This is a genomic window from Parafrankia sp. FMc2, from assembly GCF_041008525.1.
In the GTDB taxonomy this organism is placed as follows: domain Bacteria; phylum Actinomycetota; class Actinomycetes; order Frankiales; family Frankiaceae; genus Parafrankia.
Map to the genome: position 1 here is coordinate 1 of NZ_JBFLUG010000053.1, position 25,956 is coordinate 25,956.

The following is a 25,956-nucleotide window of genomic DNA, read 5'->3' on the forward strand; positions in this document are numbered from 1 at the left end:
ATCGTCTATCATTGCCAAAGGAATTTCCCTACCATCACCAGAACACACAAGCCCTGGCCATGGACGGGGGTTAAAAAATATGGCACTGACTATTCGGTACGCTGTTGAGTTCTCAAGGAGCAGATGCTTCCGGCTCTTGCCCTTCGGCGTTCCCCGGAGCTTCTTTAATTTACCTGGTGTTTCCCGCCGGTGTCAAATCGCTGTTCTGGCGATTTTTCCTTCGGCTTTCGCCTCATCCGTTTCGGCCTTTCGGCCCTGGCTGTGGCGACTTGGTCAAGTTACCGACCTTTCCGGCTGGTGTCAAATCGCTGTTCTCTGCGATTCATTCCTGTGCCGGGGTGCCTCATCCGTTTCGGCCTTTCGGCCTCGGCTGTGGCGACTCGGTTAAGTTACCGAGGCTTTCGAGTTTGTGTCAAATCGCTCCGGCGTTTGCCGGCGACTGCCACTTTCCTAACCGTACCGCACTGTCTGGGAGCCACTTGCCTCGGGGGGTCTGTGCCCCCTCGGAGGAACCTGGGCCCGCGGACGTCGGGGCCGTTAAGCCCCGGTTGCTGCGGTGAGACGGAACTATACACGAGCGATCCGGGGGGTGGACGCGCCCCCACCTGACATGCATTCGTGGCCTGGCGAAGGCCCGTTGTGCGTCGCTCTCGCCCGGTCCGTCGGGACCCGGACGAGGACAATCCCTCCCCGGCTCGCGGGCCCTGCTCGGGTCGGGGCGTTTCCGTCGGCGACTGTGCGGTCGTCCCGAGACCCCGCGTACGGAGGCAGAGCGACCCCGGGGTGAACAGAACGGACAGCGCGGACAGCAACGAGGATGTTCGCCGCGCGGGTAGGCACCCGGCCGCGCAGGGCCCGAGGTGGGCGGAGCGGCGCGGAGTCGGCAGATCACAGCGGCCGGCGTCGGTCGCCCGTCAGTTCTGTCCGGTCCGCGGCCCAGCGCGCCCAGGCTGCAAGTGCCTCGTAGAGCCGCGCGCCGCCTTCGATCGCGATGCGCTGCGATCTCTGCTGCGGTGTGTCGATGCCCTCGGCCCGATCCGCGGCATCCGCGTACGTCCGGTACCGGCCGGCCGCGGCGGCGAAGAAGTCGGCTTCGCGCATCAGATGGTCGTTGAGATCCGCGGGCTCCATCAGCCAGAAGAAGAAGGACCGGAGGAGGGACTGGAGCCGGGTGGTGTGGTCCACCTCGGACGAGTCCCGCAACCAGCGCCTGATCTCCGTCAGGCCCGACTCGGTGATGCGGTAGGCCTTGCGACCGCGCGGGCCCTCGCTGTCGATCTCGATCAGCCCGTCGCTGGCGAGACGGCTCAGCTCGCCGTAGATCTGCGGGTGACCGGCGGGCCACACCGCTCCGAGTACCTGCTCGAACCGGCGGGTCAGGTCGTAGCCACTGGCCGGACCTTCGGCCAGCAGGCCCAGCAACCCGTGACGCAGTGACACGCAAACACCTCTCGCCGCTGTCTCGCTACGTAGAGTAGCCGACAGAGGCGAGAGATCCGGAACGCCGACGGCCGGGTGCGGGCCTCCTGGTTCGGAGGCACCGCACCCGGCCGTCATGCCGTGCGAGGTGGCCGCGGTCGGTTCCGGCGACCAGCGCCCGGACCGACCGAGGATCAGCCCGCCTTGTGCTTCTGGATCTCGTCGGTGAGCTGCGGGACGACGTTGAACAGGTCGCCGACGATCCCGTAGTCCGCGAACTCGAAGATCGGGGCCTCGGGGTCCTTGTTGACGGCCACGATGGTCTTCGAGGTCTGCATCCCGGCCCGGTGCTGGATCGCACCGGAGATGCCGACAGCGATGTAGAGCTGCGGCGACACGGTCTTGCCGGTCTGGCCGACCTGGTTCTGGTGCGGGTACCAGCCGGCGTCGGTCGCCGCACGCGACGCGCCGACAGCGGCGCCGAGCGTGTCGGCGAGCTTCTCGACCAGGGCGAAGTGCTCCGCCGCGCCGAGACCACGCCCACCGGACACGACGACCTGGGCCTCGGTGAGGTCCGGGCGCCCGGACTTGGCCTCCACCACCCTGTCCACGATCTTCGCGCCCTTCGCGGCGTCGGAGATCGTGATGTCGACCGGGGTCTCCGCCGGCGTCGACGGAGCGGCCTCGGGCGCAGTGGAGTTCGGGCGGACGACGACGACCGGTGTGCCCTTGGTCACCTTCGAGCTGACGATCGTCGAACCGCCGAAGATGCCCTGGGTGGCCGTGAGGTCCGCGGTGAGCGCGGTGGCGTCCCAGATCAGGCCCGAGTCCGTCCGGGCCGCGGTGCGCGCCGCGATCTCGCGGGAGTCCGGCGTCGCCGCGGCGAGCACGGCGACCGGCGAGGTGTCGGCCACCAGCTTGGAGAGGACCTCGGCGGCGGGGGCCGCCACGTGGTCGGCGATGTCCTCGGACTCGACCAGGTAGACCTTGGCCGCGCCGTACTGGGCGAGGTAGTCCTTCGCCTTGGCGTAGGTGCCCGGGCCGCCCAGGAAGACCGCCGAGGGCTCGCCCAGAGTGCGGGCCAGGGTCAGCAGCTCGGCCGTGACCTTCTTCGGCTCACCGTCGGTGTGCTCGACGAGAACAAGTACTTCAGCCATCGAACAACCTTCCTAGATGAGCTTCTGGGCGGCGAGGTACGAAGCGACCTTGGCGCCGCCGTCACCCTCGTCCTTGACGATGGTGCCGCTCTCCCGCGGCGGGGCCGGCTGGGCCTCGAGGACGGTGGAGGCGGCGGCGGGCAGGCCGACCGACCCGGCGTCCAGGCCGGCGTCCGCGGCCGAGAGCTTCGTCAGCGGCTTCTTCTTCGCCGCCATGATGCCCTTGAACGAGGGGTAACGCGGCTGGTTGATCTTCTCGACCACGCCGACGACCGCGGGCAGGGACGCCTCGACAAGGGCGTACCCGTTGTCCGCGAGACGCTCGACCGAGACCTTGCCGGCGCCCGGGTCGACCGTGACCTTGCGGGCCTGGGTGAGCTGCGGGAGACCGAGCCGCTCCGCAAGGAGCGCGCCCATGACGCCACCCCGGGCGTCGGAGGCCTCCGAGGAGGTGATGACGATGTCGGGCGAGAGGGTGGAGATCACCTTTGCGAGGGCGGCGGACGTGGAGAGCGCGTCGGAACCGTGCAGCGACTCGTCGCTGAGGTGGACGGCCTTGTCCGCGCCCATCGAGAGCGCCTTGCGGATCGTCTCGACGGCCTTCTCCGGACCCATCGTGACGACCGTCACCTCGCCGCCGTGGGCTTCCTTGATCTTGAGGGCCTCTTCAACCCCGTACTCGTCCATCTCGTTCATGACGTTGTCGACGCTCTTGCGGTCGACCGTCTTGTCCGAGGCGTCGAGCTTCTTCTCCGCCCAGGTATCGGGAACCTGCTTGACGGTAACCACGATGTTCACGCCTTGGGGCCTCCGTAGCCAGCAATATCGATGTCGGTCCTCCCCGCATCGTCGCATCTGACGCGCCGACGTGCCCGATGATCGCGGCCGTGACGCAAGCCGCAATCGGGCTGCTCACCGGTGGCGAGGCCAACACCGGGACGACATCCACGGACATCTGCCGAACGGACGGTCAACCGCTCGTACCGCCCGAGCGGGCAGCGCGCTACCCGCCCCGGGTCCTCCACGGGTCCCGTGACGTGACCCCTACCGCCTGACACCGGTCTCCACCCGGGTTCACGTGTCGGGCGCCTGGGCACGGAACACACAAGGGTCCCGGGTCCCACCATGACCGTGCATTGTGGCCTACTACTGCACACCCCTCTTCTAAATGCGTGACCAATCGGCTACTTTCTGCCTCGCGGGGCAGTTGCGCACCTGGTAGGGCCGCTGCCGGCCACACGGACCGGACGGGGGACGCATGGTCAACGGGGGACGCATGGTCACAGACGAGTACCCGGGTGGCGTCCGCGCCCCGGGCCCAACGGGATCCCGATCGGCACCCACACAGCTCATGCCACTCCCATCGATCGCGGTGGCGCGGTCGATGGGCCCGCCGGCGTCGCCACCCCCGACGCCGGCCGCGCCACCGGCGAGAACCCAGGCCCGCGGCGTCACCCCCGGGCTCTTCGCCCGGCTCCTCGCCGAAGCCGGCGTCTCCGACACCCGCTTCGCCCGCCAGGTCAACAACCGTGCCAAGGTCCAGCGACGCATCGAGCTGGGCCTCGCGAGAACCACGGTCGGCCACTGGCGGCGCGGGATGAAGCCTCGCGACCCGATGGTCGCGGAACTCGCCGCCGCCGAGCTCTCCGCCCTGGTCGGGTACCCGGTGCCGCCGGCCGACCTCGGCTGGCGGGGCGAGTCCTACGAACGTGATGATCTCGGCCTTGCCGCCGCCGACGTCCCGGACGACACCCTGAGGACCCTGGCCGGACTGTCGGGACGGGACATGCGGCGACGTGACGTGCTTCACGACGGTGCGGCCTTCGCCGCGGCCGCGTTCGCCGACCCCGTGCTGTCCAGCCTCACCGGCGTGATCCACCGCATCGCCTCGGACGTCCCGGCGTCTCCGTCCGGCGGCACGATGATCCGGGACATGACGGCGACCTTCCGCCGGCTGGACGCCCGGTTCGGCAGCAGCGAGATCCGGCCCCAGGTCGTCGCCTTCCTGCACGACCGGACGCGGGCCGCGGTCGACGGGCCGGCGGACACCGACACCTTCAGCGCGCTCGCCGAGCTGGCCCAGTTCAGCGGCTGGCTCGCGCAGGACACCAGCCGGCAGGCGCTGGCCCAGCGCTACTACATCCAGGCCCTGACGCTCGCCGAGCACGCCGACGACGTGATGATGGCCGGCCGGGTCCTGTCGGCCATGAGCGACCAGGCCGCGGCACTGGGGCACCCGCGGCACAGCCTCGCACTCGCCCGGGCGGCCATCGACCGCGCGGCCCGGCAGTCCGCACCCCCCGTTCAGGCGATGCTGCAGGACAGGCTGGCCTGGGCGCTGGCCCGCAACGGTGACGAGTCGGGATGCCTGCGCGCGCTGGCCGAGCTGGAGCGGGTGATTGCCCGCGAGCCGGGTGACGCGCCGTCCTGGGCCGGGCACTACAACCCCGGTGACGTGGCCGAGTGCCAGGGCCACTGCTTCATGCTGCTGGGTCGGGCGGTCATCGCCGAGCAGCGGCTGCTGGAGGCCCGCGACCTGCAGGGCCCGGCACGGGCCCGTACCCGGGCCTACGCGGAGGCGGACCTCGCGCTCTCCTACCTGCGGCGGCCGCGGCCTGATCTGGACGCGGCGCTCGAGGCCGGGTACCGGGCGGTCGAGCTCGCCGGTTCGGTGTCGTCGACCCGGATCACGAACAAGCTGACCGAACTGGACGGGGCCATGGCCGGCTTCTCGACGGTTGTCGCCGCGCGGGAGTGGCGCGCGCGGGCCACCGGCGTCGTGGCCCGCTCACGGGACCAGACGGACCCCGCGGCCGTCTGACCCCGGCTACCGTGCACGCTTGTCCGGTGAGCCTCGCAAAGGACGCCGGCCGGCGGTTCGCCCGCCGCGCACCGAGATCTGGCAGTGGCGTGCCCGGCAGCAGTGACCCGACCAGGCACGGCGGGGACCCGGCAGGCACGGGCGGCCCGCGCGGTGGGGGCGGCCCGGCCGGTGGGGGTGGCGGGAGCCCGCACGGCGGGGATGACCGGTCGGGTGGGAGAGGCCCGCGTGGCGGAGGTGATGGGCCAGGCGACCCGGGAGCCGCCGGAGGAACCGGGCCCATCCCGGCGCTGCCGCCCGTCGGGGCGTCCGGTCCGTTCGGGCGAGGGACGGACGGCGCGTGGCCGACCCACCCGGGCCGGACCCTGCTCGTGCTTGCCGCCTGGATCACGACGGCCGGTCTCGCGCTCATCGCCGCCGGGCGGCTGGTCCACCTGGACGATGCGGTCGCCTGGCCGGCATCGGCGGCGAACGCCCTCACTCCGCTGCTCTACCTGCCGGTGTACGCGGCGCTGGCGATCGGGTTCGCGCTGAGGCGCAGCCGGCTCATGATCCTGTGCGTCCTGGTCGCGGCGGCCCACCTGGTCTGGACGGCGCCGGAGGTGATCCCCGGCAACCCGGACGAGGCCGGACAGGGCTCGGCCCGGCTGCGGGTGATGACCGCCAACCTGCTGTACCGCAACGCGGAGGCGGGACGGCTGGGCCAGCAGATCCGCCAGGCCAGCCCGGATGTGATCGTCCTGGTCGAGGTCTCGCCGCTGACGCTGGCGAAGGTCCGGGAGTCGGGTGCGCTGGCGGGATACCGCTACTCCGAGGCCCGGCCGGAGGAGGGCGCGTTCGGCGCGGCGGTGTTCTCCCGCTTCCCCCTCTCGGACGCCGCGGCGCCCGAGGTGGCCGGGTCCATGTCGCTGCGGGCGACGGTACGGGTGGACGAGCGCAGGTCGTTCGTCGTCTACGCGGTGCACACGATCTCGCCCACGTCCGGTGACTACGCCCGCCGGTGGCGCGCCCAGCTCGACCAGCTGCAGGAGGAGGTCCGGGCGGCCCGGCTGCCGGTGGTACTCGCCGGGGACTTCAACGCCACCCGGGACCACCGGCCGATGCGCCGGCTGATCTCGGCGGGCGTCCGGGACGCCCATGACGTCGTCGGCGCCGGGTGGACGCCGACCTGGAACGCCGACATGGTCATGTTCCCGCCGGTGCTCCGGATCGACCACGTGCTGGCCTCACCGGCATTCGCGATCACCAGCTACCAGGTGGGCACCGAGTTCGGCAGCGACCACAAGCCCGTGACCGTCGATCTCGCCCTGCGCTGACCGCGGGGAGCTCCGGCCCGGGAGCTCCGGCCCCGCCCGCCCGCGGCCGGCTGCCCGGGACGGCTACCGCCCGACAAACTCCGCCTTGCCCGGGCCGCGCTCCACGAACGACTCCATGCCGCGGCGCCGGTCCTCGGTGCCGAACAGGCCGGTGAACAGGGCGCTCTCCAGCCGGAGCGCTTCGGAGATGGCGAGCTCGGAGCCGTCGTCGATCGCCTGCTTCGCCGCGGCGAGCGCCACCGCCGGACCGTTGACGAACGTCCCGGCCAGGCTGAGCGCCGCCGCGTACACCTCCCCCGCGGGCACCACCCGGTCGGCGAGGCCGATCGCCTCCGCCTCGGGCGCGCGCACCTGGCGGCCGGAGAAGACGAGCTCCTTCGCCCTGCTCGGGCCGACGAGCCGGGGCAGGCGCTGGGTGCCGCCAGCACCGGGGATGACGCCGAGGGTGATCTCGGGCAGGCCGACCTTGGCGTTCTCGGCGAGCACCCGGAAGTCCGCGCACAGCGCGAGCTCCAGGCCGCCGCCGAGGGCGAAGCCGGTGACGGCCGCGACCACCGGCTTGGGGATCCGGGCGATGAGCTCGAAGGTCGAGGTCAGGTCGCGGACCCAGGCGGCGATGCCGGCGATGTCCAGGCCGGCCATCTCCTTGATGTCGGCGCCGGCGGCGAAGACCTTCTCCCCGCCGTAGATGACGACGGCGCGGATGTCGGTCCGACTGGTGGCCTCCAGCGCCGCGGCCCGCAGTTCGACGGTGAGCTCGGCGTTGAGGGCGTTCATGGGTGGGCGATCGAGCCTGATCGTCCCGACTCCGTCCGAGACCTCAAGCCGCACGACCGCCATCACAGACCTCCGCATCACCGCGAACGGGTGGGACACCCCCACCCACCAGGCAGTCCCTGGCGGGCCCTCGCCAACCCTAGACGAGCGCACGTGCACGTTCAGGAGTCCGGCCCCGGGGCCCGGGGCCTTCGACGCCTGCCGTCCAACCAACCGGACGTGATGCAGATCACCTGACAGGGCGCAAGAGTCGTTTCCGGGACCGCCGCGCGGCTGAGGGCTAGCGTCGAAGCCATGATCCGCCCCGGTTCGACCCAGCCACTCGGCGTCCACTGGGACGGCGCCGGGGTCAACATCGCCGTCGCGGCCCCGCACGCCCAGGCCGTGGACTTCTGCCTTTTCGACGACCCGGGCGGCGGGAGTGCGGCGCCGGGCGAGACGCGCTTCCGGCTCCCCGAACGGGACGGTGGTGTCTGGCATGGCTACCTGCCCGGGGTCCGCCCGGGGCAGGTGTACGGGCTGCGGGCCCATGGCCTGTACGCCCCGGAGCGGGGCTACCGGTACAACCCGGCCAAGCTCCTGCTGGACCCCTACGCCCGTCAGGTCACCGGCGGGTTCGTACCCCATCCGGCCGTGCACGGATACACCCACGGTGACCCCTACGGGCTGGGCCCCGACGACCGCGACTCGGCGCCGTACGTGCCCCGGGGAGTCGTCACCGGGGCGCCCGCGGGGCCCGATCCGACCCGGAACCGGCCGGCGACACCGTGGACCGACACCGTCGTGTACGAGGCGCACGTCCGCGGCCTCACCCGGCTGCACCCCGCGGTCCCCGAACCGCTGCGGGGGACCTACGCGGGCCTGGCCCACCCGGCGGTCATCGAGCACCTGTGCGGCCTCGGGGTCACCGCCGTCGAGCTGCTCCCGGTCCACGCGCACATCTCGGAGACGACCCTGCTGGAGCAGGGGCTCACCAACTACTGGGGCTACAACACCCTGGGCTTCTTCGCCCCCCACCCGGGCTACGCGGCCACCGGCGACCCGATCGGGGAGTTCCGCGCGATGGTCAGCGCGCTGCACGACGCCGGGCTGGAGGTGCTGCTCGACGTCGTCTACAACCACACGGCCGAGGGCAGCGAACGCGGGCCGACACTGAGCCTGCGCGGCCTGGACAACCTGGCGTACTACCGCGTCGAGCCGAACGACCCGCGACGCTACCGGGATGTGACCGGCTGCGGGAACACGGTCGACGCGACGTCCCCGCACGCGGTGCGGCTCATCTGCGACTCGCTGCGCTACTGGGTGTCCGAGATGGGGGTGGACGGGTTCCGCTTCGACCTCGCCACGGCGCTGGCCCGCGCGCCGGAGGGATACGACCCGGCGGCGCCGCTGCTCACCGCGATCCACGCCGACCCGCACCTGAGCTCCGTGAAGCTGATCGCCGAGCCGTGGGACCTGGGCTGGGGCGGCTACCAGGTCGGCGGATTCCCGGCGCCGTGGGCGGAGTGGAACGGCCGGTTCCGCGACACGCTGCGGGAGATCTTCAGCCGCCGGACGGGCAGCGTCGCCGACCTCGGCTACCGGATCACCGGCTCCTCCGACCTCTACCAGCACAGCGGCCGCCGCCCCTGGGCCTCGGTCAACTTCGTCACGGCGCACGACGGATTCCCGCTGGCCGACCTGGTCTCCTACCAGGAGAAGCACAACGAGGCGAACCTGGAGGGCAACCGGGACGGGGAATCGGAGAACCGGTCGTCGAACCACGGAGTGGAGGGCCCCACCGACGATCCGGAGATCCTCACCGCGCGCCGGCGGTCCCGCCGGGCGCTGGTCGCCACCCTGCTGCTCTCGGCCGGCGTCCCGATGCTGGTCGCCGGCGACGAGCTCGGACGTTCGCAGGGCGGCAACAACAACGCCTACTGCCAGGACAACGCCGTCTCGTGGCTGGCCTGGCCCGCCACCCCGCCGGCGGACGCACCGGCGGGGGACGCACCGGCGGCGGATCCGGCCGGGCCTGATCCGGCGCTGATCCCGTTGATCGGCGGGCTGAACCGGATGCGGCGGACGTTCCCGGTGCTGCGGCGGGAGCGGTTCCTCCGCGGCGGCGCGGCGACCGTGGACGCACTGCCCGACATCACCTGGTTCCGCGCCGACGGCACGGTGATGTCGCCGGCGGACTGGAACGCGCCGCAGGTGGCGACCCTCGTCGCCCACCTCGCCGGCACCGCGATCGAGTGGACGGACGCGGTGGGCGAGCCGATCCGCGGCGAAAGCCTGCTGATCGTCATCCACCCGGACAGCGCCGACCGGCCGGTCACTCTGCCCGGGCAGCCGTGGGCCGCAGGCTACGAGCTGCTGCTCGACACCGCCGAGGACGATCTTGCTGGCTTCCCGGAGACGGTCACCGCTCCCCGGCGGAGGCTGTCCGCCGGGGAGACGCTGCTGGTCCGGGGCCGCGGGGTCGTCGTTCTGCGGGCGGTTCCCTGACCGGATCGGGTCAGGGGTTCGTGACCAGGCCGAGCTCGGCCGAGCTGGCCGTCAGCGGATGGCGCGGCAGGACGCGCACCGTGTAGCCGAACGGGCCGGTGCGCCCCAGGGGAATGGTGCCCTCGAAGCGGTGGCCGTGGCCGCCCTCGCCCTCCCCCACCTCGCTCAACGAGAGCGTGGCGGCCGTGAGGATGCGGTCGGTCTCGTCCACCCGGCCGTAGGAGGCGATCACGTCGACGTCGGCGAGGTCGAGCCCACCGAGGTCGACAGTCGCCCGGACGACCAGCGACTGGCCCACCTGGGGGGTGTCCCCGAGCCCGGCGGAGTCGACGTTGAGCACCCGCACACCCGGCCAGGCAGCCCGCACCCGCTGCTTCCAGGCGGCGAGGTCACGGGCCCCCGCGAGGTCGTCCTCGGTCGCCCGACGCGCCGACGCCCCGGCCGGGACGTAGTAGCGCTCCACGTACTCGCGCACCATCCGGGTCGCCAGTACCTGCGGGCCCAGGGTCGACAGGGTGTGCCGGACCATCGCCGTCCACCGGGGCGGGTGCGCCGACGGCTGCGCCCGGTCGTAGAAGTGCGCCGTCACCGTGTTCTCGAGCAGGTCGTACAGCGCGGCGGACTCGATGTCGTCCCGCCGGTCGGGGTCCTCCACACCGTCGGCGGTCGGGATCGCCCAGCCGTTCTGGCCGTCGAACATCTCGTCCCACCAGCCGTCCCGGATGGACAGGTTGAGGCAGCCGTTGAGCGCCGCCTTCATCCCGGACGTGCCGCAGGCCTCCAGGGGGCGCAGCGGGTTGTTCAGCCAGACGTCACAGCCGGCGTAGAGGAAACGGGCCATGCCGATGTCGTAGTCGGGCAGGAAGACGATCCGGTGCCGCACCGCCGGGTTGTCGGCGAACTGCACGATCTGCTGGACGAGCAGCTTGCCGCCGTCGTCGGCCGGGTGCGCCTTGCCCGCGATGACCATCTGTACCGGGCGGTCGGCGTGCAGCAGCAGGCGCTTGAGCCGCTCGGAGTCGCGCAGCATCAGCGTCAGCCGCTTGTAGGACGGCACCCGGCGGGCGAAACCGATGGTGAGGACGTCCGGGTCGAAGATCGACTCCACCCAGTCGAGCTCGCCGGGGGCGGCGCCGCGCTGCAGCCAGGAGGCGCGCACCCGGCGCCGGATCTCGGCGACGAGCTGCTCCCGCAGCTCGCGGCGGGTGGCCCAGATGGCCTCCTCGGGCACCCGGTCGAACTGGGCGAAACCGGCGTCACCGCTGAGCAGCCCCGGCCCGGTCTGGCGGTCGGCGAGCTCGACGATGGACCGGGAGACCCAGGTCGGCGCATGCACCCCGTTGGTCACCGAGCCGATCGGCACCTCGCTGTGGTCGAACCCGGGCCACAGCGCGGCGAACATCTCCCGGCTGACGATGCCGTGCAGGCCGCTCACACCGTTGGAGCGCTGCGCGAGGCGCAGGCCCATGTGGGCCATGTTGAAGACGTTCGGGTCCGGCTCGTCGCCGAGTTCGAGCACCCGCTCGACCGGCACACCCGGCCAGCTGTTGTCGCCGCCGAAGTGCCGGGCCACCAGGTCCTTGGGGAACCGGTCGATGCCGGCGGGCACCGGGGTGTGCGTGGTGAAGAGCGTCCCGGCGCGGGCGGCCTCCAGCGCCTCGTCGAAGCTCAGCCCGGTCTCGGTGAGCTCGCGGATGCGCTCCAGGCCGAGGAAGCCGGCGTGCCCCTCGTTGGTGTGGTAGACCTCCGGCGCCGGATTGCCGGTGACCGCCGCGTAGGCCCGCAGCGCCCGCACCCCGCCGATGCCGAGCAGCATCTCCTGGAGCAGGCGGTGGTCCGTCCCCCCGCCGTAGAGGCGGTCGGTGACGCTGCGCTCGGACGACTGGTTGTCCTCGACATCGGAGTCGAGCAGCAGCAGCGGGACCCGTCCGACCTGCGCCTTCCAGATCTGCGCGTGCAGGGTGCGGCCCTCGGGGAGGCCGACGGCGACCTTCACCGGGGCGCCGTCGGCGTCGGTGAGCTGGGTGAGCGGCAGGCCGTGTGGGTCGATCCCGGGGTAGCGCTCCTGCTGCCACCCGTCCCGGGACAGCGACTGGACGAAGTAGCCGGCCCGGTAGAGCAGACCGACGCCGACGATCGGGACGCCCAGGTCGCTCGCGGTCTTCAGGTGGTCGCCGGCGAGGATGCCCAGACCGCCCGAGTACTGCGGAAGCACCTCGGTGATGCCGAACTCCGGCGAGAAGTAGGCGATGGCGCGCGGCGCGTCCCCGATCGCCTGCTTCTGGTACCAGCGGTCGGTGGTCAGGTACTCCTGAAGGTCGTCGGCCGCGTCGGAAAGGCGGCGCAGGAACTTCCGGTCCGTCGAGAGCGCCACGAGGCGATCGTGGTCGACCTCGCCGAGCAGGCGGACCGGATCTCCCTTGCAGGCCCGCCACAGCTCCGGATCGACGGACTCGAACAGGTCGAGCGTCTCCGGGTGCCACGACCACCGGAGGTTCAGAACCAGTTCGCCCAGAGCCGCGAGCTGCTCCGGGAGCTGGGCACGGACAGTGAATCTGCGCAGCGCTCTCACGAGACGGGAAGCCTAAACAGGGCGCATGAACTCGCGACACCCGGGTTCGGCGCGTCGGTAAAGAAGGAGGAACAACTTCGCCGCAATCCGGCCGGAACGACTACTCGTCCGGAGCTGAGGCCACCTTCGCCGCCAGTGCGGCCATCACCGCGGGGTCGCGCAGTGTCGTGACGTCGCCGAGTTCGCGGCCCTCGGCGACATCCCGCAACAACCTTCGCATGATCTTGCCGGAGCGGGTCTTGGGCAGGTCGTCGGCCCAGATCACCCGGCGGGGCCGGGCCAGCTTGCCGATCCGGTGGGCCACATGCTCGCGGAGCTGCTCGACCATGGCGTCGTCCCCGGCTTCGCCGGCCGCGCCGGCACGCTCACCGCGCAGGGTCACGAAGGCCACGATCGCCTGGCCGGTGTCCTCGTCCGCCTGCGCCACCACGGCCGCCTCGGCGACCGCCTCGTGCGAGACGATCGCCGACTCGACCTCCGCGGTCGACAGCCGGTGCCCCGACACGTTGATGACGTCGTCGATCCGGCCGATGATCCAGTAATAGCCGTCCGCGTCGAGACGGGCCGCGTCGCCGACCACGTAGGTCCGCGGGCCGAAGCGGGAGAAATAGGTCTCGACGAAGCGCTCGTCGTCGCGGTACAGCGTGCGCAGCATCGACGGCCACGGACTGGTGATCACCAGGATGCCGGTGCCCTCGGTCAGCGGCTCGCCGGCCTCCGACACCAGGGCCGGGGTGATCCCGGGCAGTGGCCTGGTCGCCGACCCGGGCTTGGTCGCGGTCACCCCGGGGATCGGCGAGATCATGATCGAACCGGTCTCCGTCTGCCACCAGGTGTCGACGATCGGGCAGCGCCCGCCGCCGATCACCCGGTGGTACCACAGCCAGGCCTTCGGGTTGATCGGCTCGCCGACGGACCCGAGCAGCCGCAGCGACGACAGGTCGTGCCGGCCCGGGTACTCGGCTCCCCACTTGATGCAGGCGCGGATCGCGGTCGGCGCGGTGTAGAAGATCGTCACCTGGTACTCGGCGATCAGCCGCCACCAGACGTCGTAGTCCGGATAGTCCGGAGCGCCCTCGTACATCACGCTGGTCACGCCGTTCGAGAGCGGCCCGTAGACGATGTAGGAGTGCCCGGTGATCCAGCCGACGTCGGCGGAGCACCAGTAGACGTCGGTCGCGGGATCGATGTCGAAGACCGCGCGGTGGGTGTAGGTCGCGCCGAGCAGGTAGCCGCCGGTGGTGTGCAGGATGCCCTTCGGCTTCGCCGTCGACCCCGAGCTGTAGAGGATGAACAGCGGGTGCTCGGCGCTGACCGGCAGCGGCGGGCAGATCGGGTCCGCCGCCGCGAGCAGGTCATGGTACCAGACGTCGCGCCCCGCGGTCATCGCCGTCTCGGCCCCGCCCACCGGGCCCGTGGAGCGGACGACCACGATGTGCTCCAGCTTCGGCAGGTCGCCGAGCTCGGCGTCCACGCCGGCCTTCACCGCCGCCGTGCGCCCCTTGCGGCGGGCTCCGTCGACGGTGATGAGCACCTTGGCGTCGGAGACCTCCATGCGCTCCCGCACCGCCGACGGAGCGAACCCGCCGAAGACCACGTTGTGCACCGCGCCGATCCGGGCGCAGGCCAGCATGGCGACCGCGACCTCGGGGATCATCGGCAGGAAGATTCCCACCACGTCGCCGGGGACAACGCCGAGCGCGCGCAGGCCGTTCGCCAGCCTCTGGGTGTCGGCGAGCAGCTCGGCGTAGGTGACACTGCGGCGCTCGCCCTCCTCGCCGTGCCAGTGGTAGGCGACCCGCTCCCCCAGCCCGGCCGCGACATGGCGGTCGAGGCAGTTGGCGGAGACGTTGAGCTCCCCGTCGTCGAACCAGCGGTAGAACGGCGGGTTCGTGTCGTCGAGGACACGGGTGAAGGGCTTGTCCCACACCAGCAGCTCGCGGGCCCGGGCGGCCCAGAAGGCCAGCGGGTCGGCCGCCGCGTCGGCGGTGGCGGTCTCGTCCGCCGCCGACTGGCGCGGGACGAAACCGGCCGGCGGCTCGAAGCGCTCGACGCCCAGCAGGCGCGTCAGCTCAGCCTCCAGCTCGCCACCCTCGGCGCTGCCGTCGGCGGCACCACCTGTGTTCATGCCGGTCACGGTCACGCGTTCCTCCTGCGGCGGCGAAGGTTCCGAACGGCGGACGGTCCTGCGGCGCGGTGACCCGAAGCGCATGGTCACCCACGGTTTCACCGGTGTATCACGAAGCACCGACGTCCTCCCAGAACCCGCTGGCCCGCGGACGGGACCAGCCCGGACGGGACGAGACGGGAGTGCATGAGGACTAGGAGGCGGTCGTGGTCGCCCAGGTGTGCAGGAGGTCCAGGAGCTCCTCGGCGGCGAGCATGCCGGTGGCGGTGGTCACCGTCAGGTGGGGCGCGTGCCAGTCCTGGTCGTGCAGCTCCCCGTGGGCCGGGCGGACGGCGAGGTCCGCGGCGGCGAGCATCGGCACGTCCAGGACGGAGTCGCCCGCGGCGAGCACCCGGCCGACCCCGGCGCGGCGGGCCACCTCGGCCACCGCCGCCTGCTTGGTGAGCGCCGCCGGGACGAGGTACACCTTGCGGCCCTGCGCGGACAGCGACCAGCCCACCTCGGCCACCTCGGCGGCGACGGCGGACAGGTCGGGGATCACGTCCCGGCTGTGGGCGACCAGGTAGACGAACAGGTCGTCGGCGGTGCGCACCAGCCTGGCCCAGCCGTCGGCGGCGAGCCGGGCGGCGAGGTCCTGCATCTGTGCCAGCGGTGCGCAGGCCCCGGCCAGCCGGGCGGCGACCTGCTCCGCCCACGCCGGGTCGGGCTCGCCGTCGACGAGGAGGTGCCCGCCGTTGGCGGCGACCGCGAACGCCGGACGGACCCCCAGGTCGATCCGCCGGTACTGGGCGAGGGTGCGGGTGGTGACGGGGACGAAGACCGCCGCCTGGTGCAGCCGGGCCAGCACGGCGAGGCCGCGGGTCGTCAGGTAGGCGGACGGGGCGCCGTCGATCAGCTCGACAACGGTGATCGACGGTTCCGCGGCTCCCACCGGGAGGCGAAACGACGTCCGGGAGAAGATCAGGGTCTGGTCCAGGTCACAGGCCAGCATGGCCCGCCCGCGCACCGGCGGGACGGAGCCGCCGGGCACCGAGGACGCCACCGAGGTCATGGCGCGACCGGGCGCCAGCGCGCCGCGGGGGTGTGGAACACGGGAGCACCCTCCGCCTCCGACCGCACCGGCCGGACCAGGCCGACGCAGGAGAACGGCAGGCCTTCCATCTCCTCCACCGGCACCCCCCGCGCCTCGGCCAGCGCGAGCACGTGCGCGAGCTCGTCGACCCGGTCGGGCGCGACCAGGATCCGCCAGGGCACCCGGCGCAGCAGTACCCGCGTCGCCTCCCCCACCCCGGGCTTGACCATGATCACATCGGGGATGTCGAACCGGGCGGCGATGCGTTCGACGGCGGCCCAGCCCTCCCAGGTCGGTGTCCGGTCGGCGGCCCACAGCCGGGGCCACTCGCCGTCGACCTCGTCGGCCACCTCGTCGAAGCGGCTGACGATCGTGTCGACGAAGTGCCGGGAGAGATCGTGCTCGGTGAGCTCGCCGTAGAACTTGGCGCCGTGGAAGTCGTCCGGGCCGATGTGGTCGGCGTTCAGCACCGTGCGGCTGACCAGGCCGCTGACCGTGGAGTTCAGGCAGGCGCTGGGGATCAGGAAGTCGTCCCGGGTGCCGAAGAGCGACACGCAGCGCGCCGGGTCGGCGAGCACGGCGAGGGTGTCGTCGAGCCCGAGCCCGCGCACCGCCTCGGTGAGGACCCGGGTCATCACACCCTTGCCCGTCCAGCCGTCGACGAACTGGACCGCCGCGGCCGGGTGCCGGTCGGTGATGTGCCGCAGCGCGTTCAGGTCCACGCCCCGGTCCTTGATCACCGAAATGGCGTAGTGCGGGACGTCCAGGCTGTGCCGGAACAGGTACCAGCGCCGCATCAGGATGCCGATGGGCGTGCCCGCGCGGGCGATCGAGGCGAGCACCGGCGCCGGCTTGGTGTGCCGGACGAGCTCGGCGACGATCCCGGTCGCCAGTGCCACCCGGCGCGCCGAACGTTCCAGGGCCTGCTGGTAGATCTCCAGGTAGGCGGCGTCCGGCTGGTACTCGATCGGCAGGTCCTCGGAGTAGTGCCGGCCGGACTGGAAGCCCTCCTCCCGGTCCTCCGTCGGCCGTTCCAGGTTCGCCGTACTCAGGTCGGTCAGCAGGAACGTGACGTCCTCGGGCAGGTACGACCCGGAGCCGATCAGGGGGCGTCCGCCGACACCCGCGGGCGGGGAGATGGTCATGCCGCACGCTCCGGGACGTAGCAGGGCAGCGTCACGACGGTCACCGGCGCGCAGGCCGCCAGCTCGGCGAGCAGCCCGTCCAGGGCAGGCCCGCCGGGGACGGGGCCGCGGCCGTCCATCCCCGAGTCGACGACGACCACGATGTCGTCGTAGCGGCCCGGCCCGACGTTGTAGACATGGCTGACCCGCCCCGGGTCGTCCGGCGCGGGGAAGGTGAGCGACGACCGGATGGCGTAACCGTCGACGTCCAGCGGGTGTACCGGGGACCGGGTCGTCGACTGGTAGACGACGTGCCGTTCCGTCAGCTCGGCGAGACCGTGCGCCAGCCGCATCGGCACGTACATCAGCTCCTCGGTGCCCAGTACCAGGATGTCGCCACCGCGAGCGGCCCCGTCTCCCTGCGCTGACCGCAGGGCGGCCAGGACGTCCCGGGCGGCGGCGGGAAGTGCCTCGGTCAGGCGCTCGCGGACGGTCGGCGACCAGCCGTGCCGCGCCCCGTCCGGCAGCCCGGCCGGCCAGGGCACCGCCACCCGGGTCACCGTTGCCGCTGGCGGGGCCGCCGCCACCGCGTCGACCGCGCCCTCCGGAGACGGGCCGCCAGCGGCCACCGGGTCGGGCACGGGGGCGAGGGCGGCGTACGAGCCGCGGATGGCGCTGGCGCGCTCGGTGACGTCCTCGGGCACCGAGACCGTGGCCGCGACCAGTGAGACGACGTCCAGGCGCACGCCCAGCTCGGTGGCGAGGGCGGCGAACGCGGCCCGCGCGGCGGGGGGCCGGGCGTCGACGAGCGCGGCGACGGCGTAGTCCGTCCGGGGGGCGAACGCGTGCAGGATGCGGATGGTCCCCAGAGCCGTGCGCCCGGTCGACAGCTCGTCGTCGACGAGCACCAGCCGGCCCGGAGCGGCGAGCACGTCGGGGTCCTCCGGCATGAGCCAGTGGTGGGTGGCGTGCGAGTGCGACTCGACGAACTCCAGCAGCGGGGTCATGCCCGGGACGGCCCGGCGGGTCGTGTGCAGGTAGTGGCTGTTCGGCAGGCCGTCGGCGACCGCGTGGCCCAGCGCCGTCGCGGTCTCGCAGTAGCCGATGACCACCGGCGCCGGCGCCGCTGCCGGCACCGGACCGGGCCCGTGGCCCGGCTCGGGCAGGGCTCGGACCAGGCCGGCCAGCCGGGCGCCCGCGTCGAGCGCGACGGCCGGCGGCACCGGCAGGTGCTTGCCGAGGACCCGGCTGACCAGCAGGTGGGCCCGTCGCGGGTTGCGGCGCAGAGCCAGACCCACCAGCTCCCGCAGCTTCTCCCCGTGGTGCTCCTGCGGTGCCTCCTGTGGTGGTTCGTGCTCCCCGTCCTGACGGACCTCGATCCGCAGCCCGAGCGCCTCCCACAGCCAGTCCGGACCGGACGGGCGGCTCGCCGGCGGGCCGGACGGAGCCAGCCCGCCGGGCGCCAGCCCGCCGGGGACCAGCGCGGTCATCGGAGCGCGTCCTGGGTCGCGGCCAGCACGTCGACGAACGTGAGGCCCTCGCGCAGCACGCCGAACGCCTGTGCCCGCCGCTGCACCGCCTCGGCCCACAGCCGGTGCGGACGAAGCTCGTTCATCTTGTTCTCGTAGCTGCTCGCCCGTACCCCGCCCGTGTCACCGGCAAGGATCACCTCCGCATCCTCGTACTCCTCCTGGGTGACGACGTGCAGCGCGTGCACGGCCGGCACATGGGTGGGATGGATCACCGTCTTGCCGATGAGCCCGTTGGCCTTGTCGAGCACGACCTCCCGGATGAGCCGGTCGAAGTCGGCGGACACCAGCTCGGACCGGATCCGGGCTCCCTGCTCGCTGCCGTGGACCAGGTCGGCCTCCTCGAACGGGGTGACCCTCAGCGCACTGACGAACAATCGCTCCGGCTGCGCGAAGTACTCCCACACCGGACCTGTGACCACATGGTCACCGCCGCGGGCGCAGATGTTCACGATGTCGGCGATGCAGTCCCGGACCACCGCGATGTCGTAAATGGTGAGATCCCGGTCCCGGCGCAGCCCGAAGAGACCGGAGAGGTCCGTCGCACCCAGCCGCACGGCAAGGACGTTGTCGGTGTACTCGTCCATCAGCCGGCGCACGCCGCCCAGTTCGTCGACCCGCGTTTCACGAAAGATGACCGCCGGGCTTTCCAGCACCGGCATGGCCCACAGCGGGCGGCCCAGCACCTCCGATCCGCGCAGCACCGCGGCGAGGCCCGGGCCGCCGTTCTCGATGCCGAACTTCGGCAGCACGAATCCGGCGACAAGGGCGCGTGCCGGGCGGCTCAGACGGCCCAGCAGCGTCATTATCTGTTCCACGGCACGTACCCGGACGAACAACATCGGCGGGCCGGCTCCGCAGCGCGGGGGATCCGCGCCGAGATCGTCCAGGGCGGCCACGACGTTCGACTCCGCGCCGATCACCTCGTGGTCGGCGATGGCGTCCTCCAGGCAGAGGACCATCGACGTCACACCCGCCGCCACCTGCCGTCGGACGTCCCTGGCCAGGCGGGGCCTGGTGCCGGGGGCGTACAGGGTGGCGCCCAGCGCCGTGGCTACCAGCCGTCGGTCGTCGGTCGGGACGATCTCCCGGGGAGCACGGTGGAACAGCGCACCGGCGCTGGCGTCGTCCAGGAAACTGAAATGACGCAAGCGGCTCGCTCCTGTCAGGACGTTCCGGCAGCAGGACGGTGCACGACGATCCACGGAATCGGGAACGGCCAGGCCGTCTCCCTCACCCAACCCGCAGCCGCGCGGGTCGCAGGGCGGTCAGCGCGGGACAGAGGGCCCGTCGCAGACGGTACCCCGCCTCTTCGGGGATCCGGGACGAAACACCGCACGACACCTGGGTGCACAACAGTTGTCGACAGGCAAACGGGCCGGCGCCCCTGTCGCTGGGGACGCCGGCCCGTGCCAGGAACTGGTCGGTCACTCTGCGAAGCGGTGTCAGGCCTTTCCGAACAGCCGCTTGTAGGTGGCGGAGGCCTTCGGGTTCTGGCCGCCGTTCTGAATGGTCGAGCAGACGTTCCCGGGCGCGGCGTCGTGGAAGTACGCCTCGTACGCCATCACGTCCTTGTACTCCATGAACGTGTCGTACATCTTCTGGATGTAGAAGGGGTTGTCACCGCCGCCGCCTCGGCTGCAGGAAGCCACACCCCACTCACCCACACCGACCTTCTTGCCGTGCTGGCGGGCGAAGTCCAGGAGGTAGCACAGGCCGTTCGGGGTGTCGCACTGGCGGTTCCATTCGGCCTCGTTGCGGGATGCCGGGTACCAGTCGTACGAGTCAATACCCACGTAGTCCACGTACTCGTCCCCGGGGTAGGCCGCCCACGGCGATCCGCCCTTCGGCACCGGCGAGGCGTGCGCGTTGAACGTCCAGTCGATCTTCACGTCCGGATCGGTCGACCGGATAGCCGTGGAGATCTTGCGGAAACAGTCCCGGAACTGCGTTCCGGCCGGGTCCGAATGCCAGTACATGAACGTCCCGTTGAACTCCCAGCCGATACGCACGATCGAGTCGGCGCGGCCGTTGTTCTTCAGGAAGGTGCCGAACTTCTTCCAGTGCTCGTCGTACTCGCCGCGGGCGCAGGCCGCGTGGTTGCCCTGGCCCTTCGGGTAGGTCGGCTGACTGATCACCAGCTTGCCCTGGAAGCCCTTGTACAGGTCCAGCGGCCAGCGCGGCTCGACCATCGCCGACCAGCCCTTGGTCCGCACGGTGAACACGTGCGCGACGTCGTTCGGGCGGCCGCGCCAGTTGCCGAACGACAGGACCTGCGACAGGACGTGCGACGGGTAGACGCCCGACATCCACGGCAGGCCCGAGTGCTCACCACTGGTGCCGCCGCCGGAACCGGCGGGGGCCGGCCGCGGGGCCGGGCTCGGCGCAGGTGCCGGAGCGCCGGTGGCCGACGGCGCCGAGGTGGACGGCGCCGAGGTGGACGGCGCCGAGGAGGTCGGAGCGGAGGAGGTCGGAGCGGAGACGACCCGGCCCCCGTCCTCCGGTGCCGGGCTCTCCGGAGCGTCCTCCGCGGGGGCGCCTTCCGGGGCCACCGCCTCGGTGGCGACGACGTCGAGAGTTCCGCTGGCTTCCAGCGAGCCCTGCCGCGCGGTGACCGTCACCCGGCCGGCGAACCCGGCGGGCACCTGGAAGCCGAGGATGAACCGGCCGTCCGCGCCGGCGCGGGCCGTTGCCGAACCACCGAGATCGGTGGTGGCCGCGGTCACGGTCACATCGCCGCCGGCGCTGAAACCACGGCCGCCGACAAGCACGATGTCGCCGTCGAACAGCACGACCGTCAGAGTCGCCCGCCCGGTCACCGCCGGGCCGGACGTCAGGCCGGCCACGGGAACCTGCTGACCGGCTCCCCCCGGGCCGGCAGGACTCTGCGGGTCGCCCGGACCAGCGCCGCCGGCCGGTGAACGGGACGGAGTCGGCGCCGCACCGGTCGCCATGGCGCCCGCGGGAGACACCAGCTCCAGCGAGAGCAGGATGGCGAACGCGGCGGCGAGGCCCAGCCGGGGCCCGCGGCCGACCCGGCGGCCACGCCTGCGCCCGAACTGGCCGGACCTGCGCTGGCCGGACGTGCGGGAGGGAGGACAGACAGCGAGGCGCTGGCGGAGACCAGCGCGGGATGGGCGGTCGACCCGAGGGGTCGGTCGGCCGCCGAGTGTCGAGGCCATGCTCGCGGGCCGCCTTTCGGTTGTGGCGCGGATCATCGGCGGACACACGACCGGCACACGCGGGAGGACTCGTGGTGCCTCCCCGCGGCTCGTCCCCTCCGGGTCGCCACCACCGTGGTGTGACCCAGCGCGCCGCTGCGGTGCCAGAGCCGACGGCGTCCGACGGATTCTCCGGTTCGCCGGCCGGACCTCAGAAGAATCCGACCAAACTGCACACGACTGAACGGACTCATCGTAAGGGACCAACCCGAACGGGGGCGGTACTACCGGGAAATATACGGAGTGGTAACGGGAAAGACGGCGATCAACTAGCACCCAGACACAGTGCACTTAAGTAACGGATACACAACGAACCGTGTCGTTCAGGCGATCAAGGCCACATCGGGTTCGCTACGGCGAATTTCTTCGCGGTTCTCCGCGAAGCGACATCGGCCAGGCGGCGGAGGTCTCCGCGCGATTCGGATCGGCCCTCAGCGAATGACGAGCTGGCTGTCCTCGGGGTGATCCACCCACAGGGCGGGCCCGTCCGGCGTCACCACCGGAAGAAGGCGCACCCCCCACGGCAGCTGCGCGCCCTCAAGGGTGACCTCCATGGTCCAGGACCCGGCGTACCCGGCAGGTTGCAGCTCGGTGAGCGGCTGGCCCTCGGCCGGCGTCGAGGGCGGTTCCTCGCCGGGCCGGGCCACCAGCACAAGCCGCGGGGTCGGGCCGGTGGACCGTACCTGGACCCGCAGCGTCCGGCGCCGCCAGCCCGCCTTCGACACCGTGTACGACACCGAGCTCAGCTCGGCCGGGTCCGGCGCCGGCATCGCGGCCGGCGGGAGCGTCTGCTGCGCGCCGGCACCGGCGGCCGTCAGCAGCCCCGGCTCCGATCCGTCGGCGTGGCCGACGCCGCCCCGGCCGTTCTGATTCATCGGAGTCACGGGTGCCATTGCATGCAGGGGTGGAACACCGTGCCAGAGCGCGCCGTACGGCCCGGTGTGCTCGGTGGCGCCGTTCGGCGTCGCCGCCCCGGGAACCGGCAGCCCCGCGGCGATCTGGTCCGGAATCGGGACTCCGGCCGCCAGCGGGCCGGGCACCGGCATCCCGACGGTGGACGGACCGACGTTCGCCATCAGCTGCCCGGCCATCATCTGCCCGGCCATCATCTGCCCGGCCGCCAGCTGCCCGGCGGGCGGTGGACCAGCAGGCGATGGACCGGCAGGTGGCTGTGAGACGGGCGGCGGGCCGGCGGGTGCATGCCCGCCGGCCGCCTGCCCGACGACCGCCCGGCCGGCCACCGGAAGGCCAGAGATCGGCGGGCCGGTCGGCAGCCAGAAGGCGCCGGTCGTGGGTGCGGCCACGGCAAGGTCATCGGACGGCCCCGCCACCGGCGCGTGCGCCGCAGGCACCGCAGGCACCGCGGACGCCGCAGGCGCGGCGGGCACCGCAGGCACCGCGGGCGCCAGGGGCACCGGCGTCTCGACCAGCTGGATGGCGGGAGGCATCGGCATCACGTCGATCACCACCGGCTGCGTGCCCGGCGAGAGGGATGGCAGCGGAGAACGGTTGAGGGCGGCCGGGGCGTCTCGCCCGGAGTGATCGGCGGCCCGCGGCGCCGGGGGCGGAACGGGGGCCGGCATCCGGTGGCGCACCGATCGCCCGACCACACCGAGATCGCCGGTGACCGTCACCGGGGTGTAGATCAGTTCCCGCAGGCCCGAGCTGCCGGGGACGGCCGCGTCCCGCAGCTGGCCGTAGCGGCTGGCGCCGACCAGCCGCAGCGGCGGTAGCAGCGCGGCGAGCGGCACCTCCGCCCCCTCCTGTCCCAGCAGGGCGAGCGGCCCGGATGTCGGATCTCCGGGAAGGCCGGCGTCGCCGCCCGGGCCGGGGGCGTTCACCCCGGGACCGGCGAAGCCGGGGTCGACCGCGCCAGGCAGACCCGCCCCCGCCGCGGCGGTTCGGCCGGATGCGCCGGCGCCACCGGACGCACCGATACCGGCGCCGGCGAACGTGACCGGCCCGGCCACCGGAACGGGGACCGCGTAGACCCGCACCTCCGCCCCGGCCCGGGCGTTCCAGCGCAACGTGACCTGATCGCCCTCCGAGCCGGTCATCAGATCGGTGACCGGCCGGCGCCGGGAGGGCACGCCGAACTCGGCCTGCGCTCCCGCCGTCCGGGCGGCGTTGCCGTCGATGTCGGTGTACTCGACGAACGCCCGGTACTGGTAGCCCACCCCGGGCAGCACGTCCGGGTCGAGGAAGCTGCCGCCGGTGACGCGGGCACGCCGCGGCGGGGCGGTCACCGCGGAGTCCGGGTCGACGGTCCGCTCGATGGTGACCGTGTCGGAGGGCCCGCCGGGCCGCCAGGTGAGCCGCACGCCGGTCGGCGTCGCCTCGGCACGCAGGTCCGCGATGTCGCGGACGGCGATGACCGGCCGGGTGGTCACCGGTCGGGACCGCCGGTCGCCGGACAGCGCCGTCACCTCGTGCCGGACCGTCGCCCAGGCCGGCGCCCCGGCGTCCGCGAGCTCGGTGGCGCCGGTCGTGCCGAGCGCCCGCCGGTCGGCCCGGGCCGAGCCCGGCTGTTCGGTGATCCGTTCCACCCGGTAGGTGACCGGCCCGGCGGACGGGGACGGCCGCCACCGCAGGACAACCGCGTTGTCGACCACCGCGGCGGTGAGGTCGTCGGGGGGTGCGAGCGGCACCGCGGCGAGCGCGCGCAGCGCGTCCTGGCTGTCGACGGCGGTGGCGAGCACCGCGACGAGTGCGGCTTCCCGCTGGTGCGGGGGCAGCCCGCGAGCGGCCTCGACCCGGCGCCGGATCACCGCCTGCTCCGCGGTCAGCTCGCCGAGAACGTCCGCGGGAGTGCGGCCGTCCGGGCCGGGCACGTCCGCGGCCCGGGCGACAAGCCAGCGGGCGCGTTCGATGGCGGCGTCCGGCCGCAGGGTGGTGCGGTCCTCGAGAAGGGCGCGCCAGCCCGCCTCGGCGGCGCCGAGGGCGGCACGGACCAGTGATTCCAGCTCCTCCGCGGACTCCCGGGCGGTGTTGCCCCCGGCCGGCCCGGCCGCCGCGAGCGCCGCGCGGGCGCGGGCCAGGCCCTCGCGGGCCTCCCGGGGCCGGCCGCCCTCGAGGGCCTGGCGGACCGCGGTCAGCGCGTCGCCGGCGGCCCGGACCTGGCGCAGGCTGTGGCCACACCGCCGGCAGGTCACGGCTGCCGCCTCGGTGAGCGCGGAGCACGCGGGGCAGGTGGTGTAGAGCCCTGTGTCGCAGTAGCGGCAGGTGGCCGACCCGCCGACCGGCTCGGGACGCCCGCAGCCCGAGCACAGCACGTAGTCGACGGCGCCCCCGGTGCTCACCGCGGCGCCGAGATCGCGGGCGATGCCGAGGATGACCGTCTTCACCTGCTCCGCGCCGAGCCCGCGGCCGGCGGCCAGGGCCGCCCGGACCGCGCCCTCGTAGGCGACCGCGGTCAGCTCTCCGTCGAGCACCACGTGCTCCTCGACGACCGGGCGCAGCTCGTCCGCGACGTCCGCCAGCAGGCCGGCGGTGTACGCCGCGGGGTCGCCCTCGACGAGCCGGGAGCGCACCATCGCCAGCAGGTCCGCCGTCAGCGTCTTCTCCCGGTCGTGCGGCCGCCGGGCGTTGCCCGCGGCCACCGACTCCCAGGCGGCCCGGATCCGGTCCAGGGGGGCGTCGGGCGGCAGGCCCAGGAAGTCCCACAGCGACGCGGTACCGACCTGGTCGCCGCCGCGCAGCACGCGCAGGTCCTCGAGGCGCTGCCGGATCTGGCTGCGGACCTCCGGCGCCAGTGCGGCGACGCCGGATCCCTCTCCGTCGGCGATGATGTGCTCGCGGGCGAGACGGGCGTCGAACTCGGCGCCGGTGACGCCCGCCGCGGCGGCGAGCCGGCGCAGGCCCGCCACGCGGGACTCCGGAATGCCACCAAAACGATCACGCAGCGTGACAAGATAGCCGTCGACCTTGGCGAGCCGCTCCGCGTCCCCGCTGCGGCGGGCGTCGAGCACCAACTGGCGCAGGTGCGCCCGGGTGTCGCCGTCGAGCAGCGGCGCCTCCCACTCCGCCCGGCGGCGGACGAGCTCCGTCGCCAGCGCCGCGTACTTCGCCGAGTTGCGCTCGCGCTGTAGGAAGGCCATCACCCGGGCCAGCCGGGCGGCGACGTCCGAGTCGGTGTCCTCCCGGGCCGGATCGAGGTCCGCGATCAGGAACGGGTCGGTGGTATCCACCGGCGTCCGGGCGCGCAGCGGAGCCAGGACCCGTCGCCGGTAGCCGCTGCCGTCGAATGCCGCGCTCACCGCTCCACCCTCGTTCCGCCCCCGCCCGCCTGCCGGGCACTCCGCTCCTCCGACGAGGGTACGGATCCCGTCCCGGC

16 protein-coding genes are annotated in these 25,956 nt (G+C 72.8%); 4 read left to right on the forward strand and 12 right to left on the reverse strand.

The features are described 5' to 3' along the window. Positions 1-888: 888 nt before the first annotated feature. The 3 genes from AB1460_RS18990 to AB1460_RS19000 form a co-directional block, all read right to left on the reverse strand. The gene (locus tag AB1460_RS18990; protein WP_368962933.1) at positions 889-1,440 is read right to left on the reverse strand and encodes a PadR family transcriptional regulator; all 552 of its coding nucleotides are present in this window, start codon (positions 1,438-1,440) and stop codon (positions 889-891) included. 173 nt (positions 1,441-1,613) lie between these two features. Beyond that, positions 1,614-2,576 (reverse strand): electron transfer flavoprotein subunit alpha/FixB family protein, encoded by a 963-nt coding sequence (locus tag AB1460_RS18995; protein ID WP_368962934.1) that lies wholly within the window; start codon positions 2,574-2,576, stop codon positions 1,614-1,616. 12 nt (positions 2,577-2,588) lie between these two features. Further along, on the reverse strand, positions 2,589-3,374 hold the full coding sequence (locus AB1460_RS19000; protein ID WP_368962936.1) for an electron transfer flavoprotein subunit beta/FixA family protein: 786 nt from the start codon (positions 3,372-3,374) through the stop codon (positions 2,589-2,591). A gap of 89 nt (positions 3,375-3,463) precedes the next feature. Between AB1460_RS19000 and AB1460_RS19005 the strand changes: the two genes are divergently transcribed. The 3 genes from AB1460_RS19005 to AB1460_RS19015 all read left to right on the forward strand — a co-directional run bounded on the left by AB1460_RS19005 (position 3,464) and on the right by AB1460_RS19015 (position 6,713). After that, a complete protein-coding gene (locus tag AB1460_RS19005) occupies positions 3,464-3,631 on the forward strand; it encodes a hypothetical protein (protein ID WP_368962938.1) in 168 nt (55 codons plus the stop codon). 296 nt (positions 3,632-3,927) lie between these two features. Then, a complete protein-coding gene (locus AB1460_RS19010) occupies positions 3,928-5,397 on the forward strand; it encodes a transcriptional regulator (RefSeq protein WP_420497314.1) in 1,470 nt (489 codons plus the stop codon). Positions 5,398-5,423: 26 nt separating this feature from the next. Beyond that, positions 5,424-6,713, forward strand: coding sequence for an endonuclease/exonuclease/phosphatase family protein (locus AB1460_RS19015; protein ID WP_368962940.1), 1,290 nt, complete (start codon positions 5,424-5,426; stop codon positions 6,711-6,713). A 63-nt stretch (positions 6,714-6,776) separates the two neighbouring features. Here AB1460_RS19015 and AB1460_RS19020 read toward each other — a convergent pair whose 3' ends face one another. Further along, entirely contained in the window at positions 6,777-7,553 is a 777-nt protein-coding gene (locus AB1460_RS19020; protein WP_368962941.1) for an enoyl-CoA hydratase/isomerase family protein, read from the reverse strand. Positions 7,554-7,784: 231 nt separating this feature from the next. On the opposite strand from AB1460_RS19020, the gene glgX reads away from it, so the two are divergent. Beyond that, on the forward strand, positions 7,785-9,977 hold the full coding sequence (gene glgX, locus AB1460_RS19025) for a glycogen debranching protein GlgX (protein WP_368962942.1): 2,193 nt from the start codon (positions 7,785-7,787) through the stop codon (positions 9,975-9,977). Positions 9,978-9,987: 10 nt separating this feature from the next. Here glgX and glgP read toward each other — a convergent pair whose 3' ends face one another. The 8 genes from glgP to AB1460_RS19065 form a co-directional block, all read right to left on the reverse strand. Then, positions 9,988-12,549 carry an alpha-glucan family phosphorylase gene (gene glgP, locus AB1460_RS19030; RefSeq protein WP_368962944.1) on the reverse strand — a complete coding sequence of 854 codons (2,562 nt, stop codon included), beginning with the start codon at positions 12,547-12,549 and terminating at the stop codon, positions 9,988-9,990. 100 nt (positions 12,550-12,649) lie between these two features. Further along, a complete protein-coding gene (acs, locus tag AB1460_RS19035) occupies positions 12,650-14,677 on the reverse strand; it encodes an acetate--CoA ligase (RefSeq protein WP_368962985.1) in 2,028 nt (675 codons plus the stop codon). A 193-nt stretch (positions 14,678-14,870) separates the two neighbouring features. After that, positions 14,871-15,728: a sucrose-6-phosphate hydrolase gene (locus AB1460_RS19040; RefSeq protein WP_368962945.1), complete on the reverse strand. Its 858-nt coding sequence runs from the start codon at positions 15,726-15,728 to the stop codon at positions 14,871-14,873. After that, positions 15,725-16,894 (reverse strand): cysteine protease StiP family protein, encoded by a 1,170-nt coding sequence (locus AB1460_RS19045; RefSeq protein ID WP_368962947.1) that lies wholly within the window; start codon positions 16,892-16,894, stop codon positions 15,725-15,727. The genes AB1460_RS19040 and AB1460_RS19045 overlap by 4 nt, the downstream gene beginning before the upstream one ends. Continuing rightward, positions 16,891-18,363: a phosphoribosyltransferase family protein gene (locus AB1460_RS19050; protein ID WP_368962948.1), complete on the reverse strand. Its 1,473-nt coding sequence runs from the start codon at positions 18,361-18,363 to the stop codon at positions 16,891-16,893. The genes AB1460_RS19045 and AB1460_RS19050 overlap by 4 nt, the downstream gene beginning before the upstream one ends. Beyond that, positions 18,360-19,553, reverse strand: coding sequence for an HpcH/HpaI aldolase/citrate lyase family protein (locus tag AB1460_RS19055; RefSeq protein ID WP_368962950.1), 1,194 nt, complete (start codon positions 19,551-19,553; stop codon positions 18,360-18,362). Before AB1460_RS19055 ends, AB1460_RS19050 begins: the two co-directional genes overlap by 4 nt. 294 nt (positions 19,554-19,847) lie before the next feature. Further along, positions 19,848-21,584 (reverse strand): glycoside hydrolase family 26 protein, encoded by a 1,737-nt coding sequence (locus AB1460_RS19060; protein ID WP_368962952.1) that lies wholly within the window; start codon positions 21,582-21,584, stop codon positions 19,848-19,850. A gap of 470 nt (positions 21,585-22,054) precedes the next feature. Then, positions 22,055-25,879 carry a zinc ribbon domain-containing protein gene (locus AB1460_RS19065; protein WP_368962954.1) on the reverse strand — a complete coding sequence of 1,275 codons (3,825 nt, stop codon included), beginning with the start codon at positions 25,877-25,879 and terminating at the stop codon, positions 22,055-22,057. Positions 25,880-25,956 lie beyond the last annotated feature (77 nt).

What these genes read in the sequence shown, in the direction of transcription:
- glgX (WP_368962942.1), top strand. Translation starts at nt 7,785, where the DNA reads ATGATCCGCCCCGGTTCGACCCAGCCACTCGGCGTCCACTGGGACGGC.
- acs (WP_368962985.1), bottom strand. Translation starts at nt 14,677, where the DNA reads ATGAACACAGGTGGTGCCGCCGACGGCAGCGCCGAGGGTGGCGAGCTG.
- AB1460_RS19050 (WP_368962948.1), bottom strand. Translation starts at nt 18,363, where the DNA reads ATGACCGCGCTGGTCCCCGGCGGGCTGGCGCCCGGCGGGCTGGCTCCG.
- AB1460_RS19020 (WP_368962941.1), bottom strand. Translation starts at nt 7,553, where the DNA reads ATGGCGGTCGTGCGGCTTGAGGTCTCGGACGGAGTCGGGACGATCAGG.
- AB1460_RS19060 (WP_368962952.1), bottom strand. Translation starts at nt 21,584, where the DNA reads ATGGCCTCGACACTCGGCGGCCGACCGACCCCTCGGGTCGACCGCCCA.
- AB1460_RS19040 (WP_368962945.1), bottom strand. Translation starts at nt 15,728, where the DNA reads ATGACCTCGGTGGCGTCCTCGGTGCCCGGCGGCTCCGTCCCGCCGGTG.
- AB1460_RS18995 (WP_368962934.1), bottom strand. Translation starts at nt 2,576, where the DNA reads ATGGCTGAAGTACTTGTTCTCGTCGAGCACACCGACGGTGAGCCGAAG.
- AB1460_RS19045 (WP_368962947.1), bottom strand. Translation starts at nt 16,894, where the DNA reads ATGACCATCTCCCCGCCCGCGGGTGTCGGCGGACGCCCCCTGATCGGC.
- AB1460_RS19010 (WP_420497314.1), top strand. Translation starts at nt 3,928, where the DNA reads ATGCCACTCCCATCGATCGCGGTGGCGCGGTCGATGGGCCCGCCGGCG.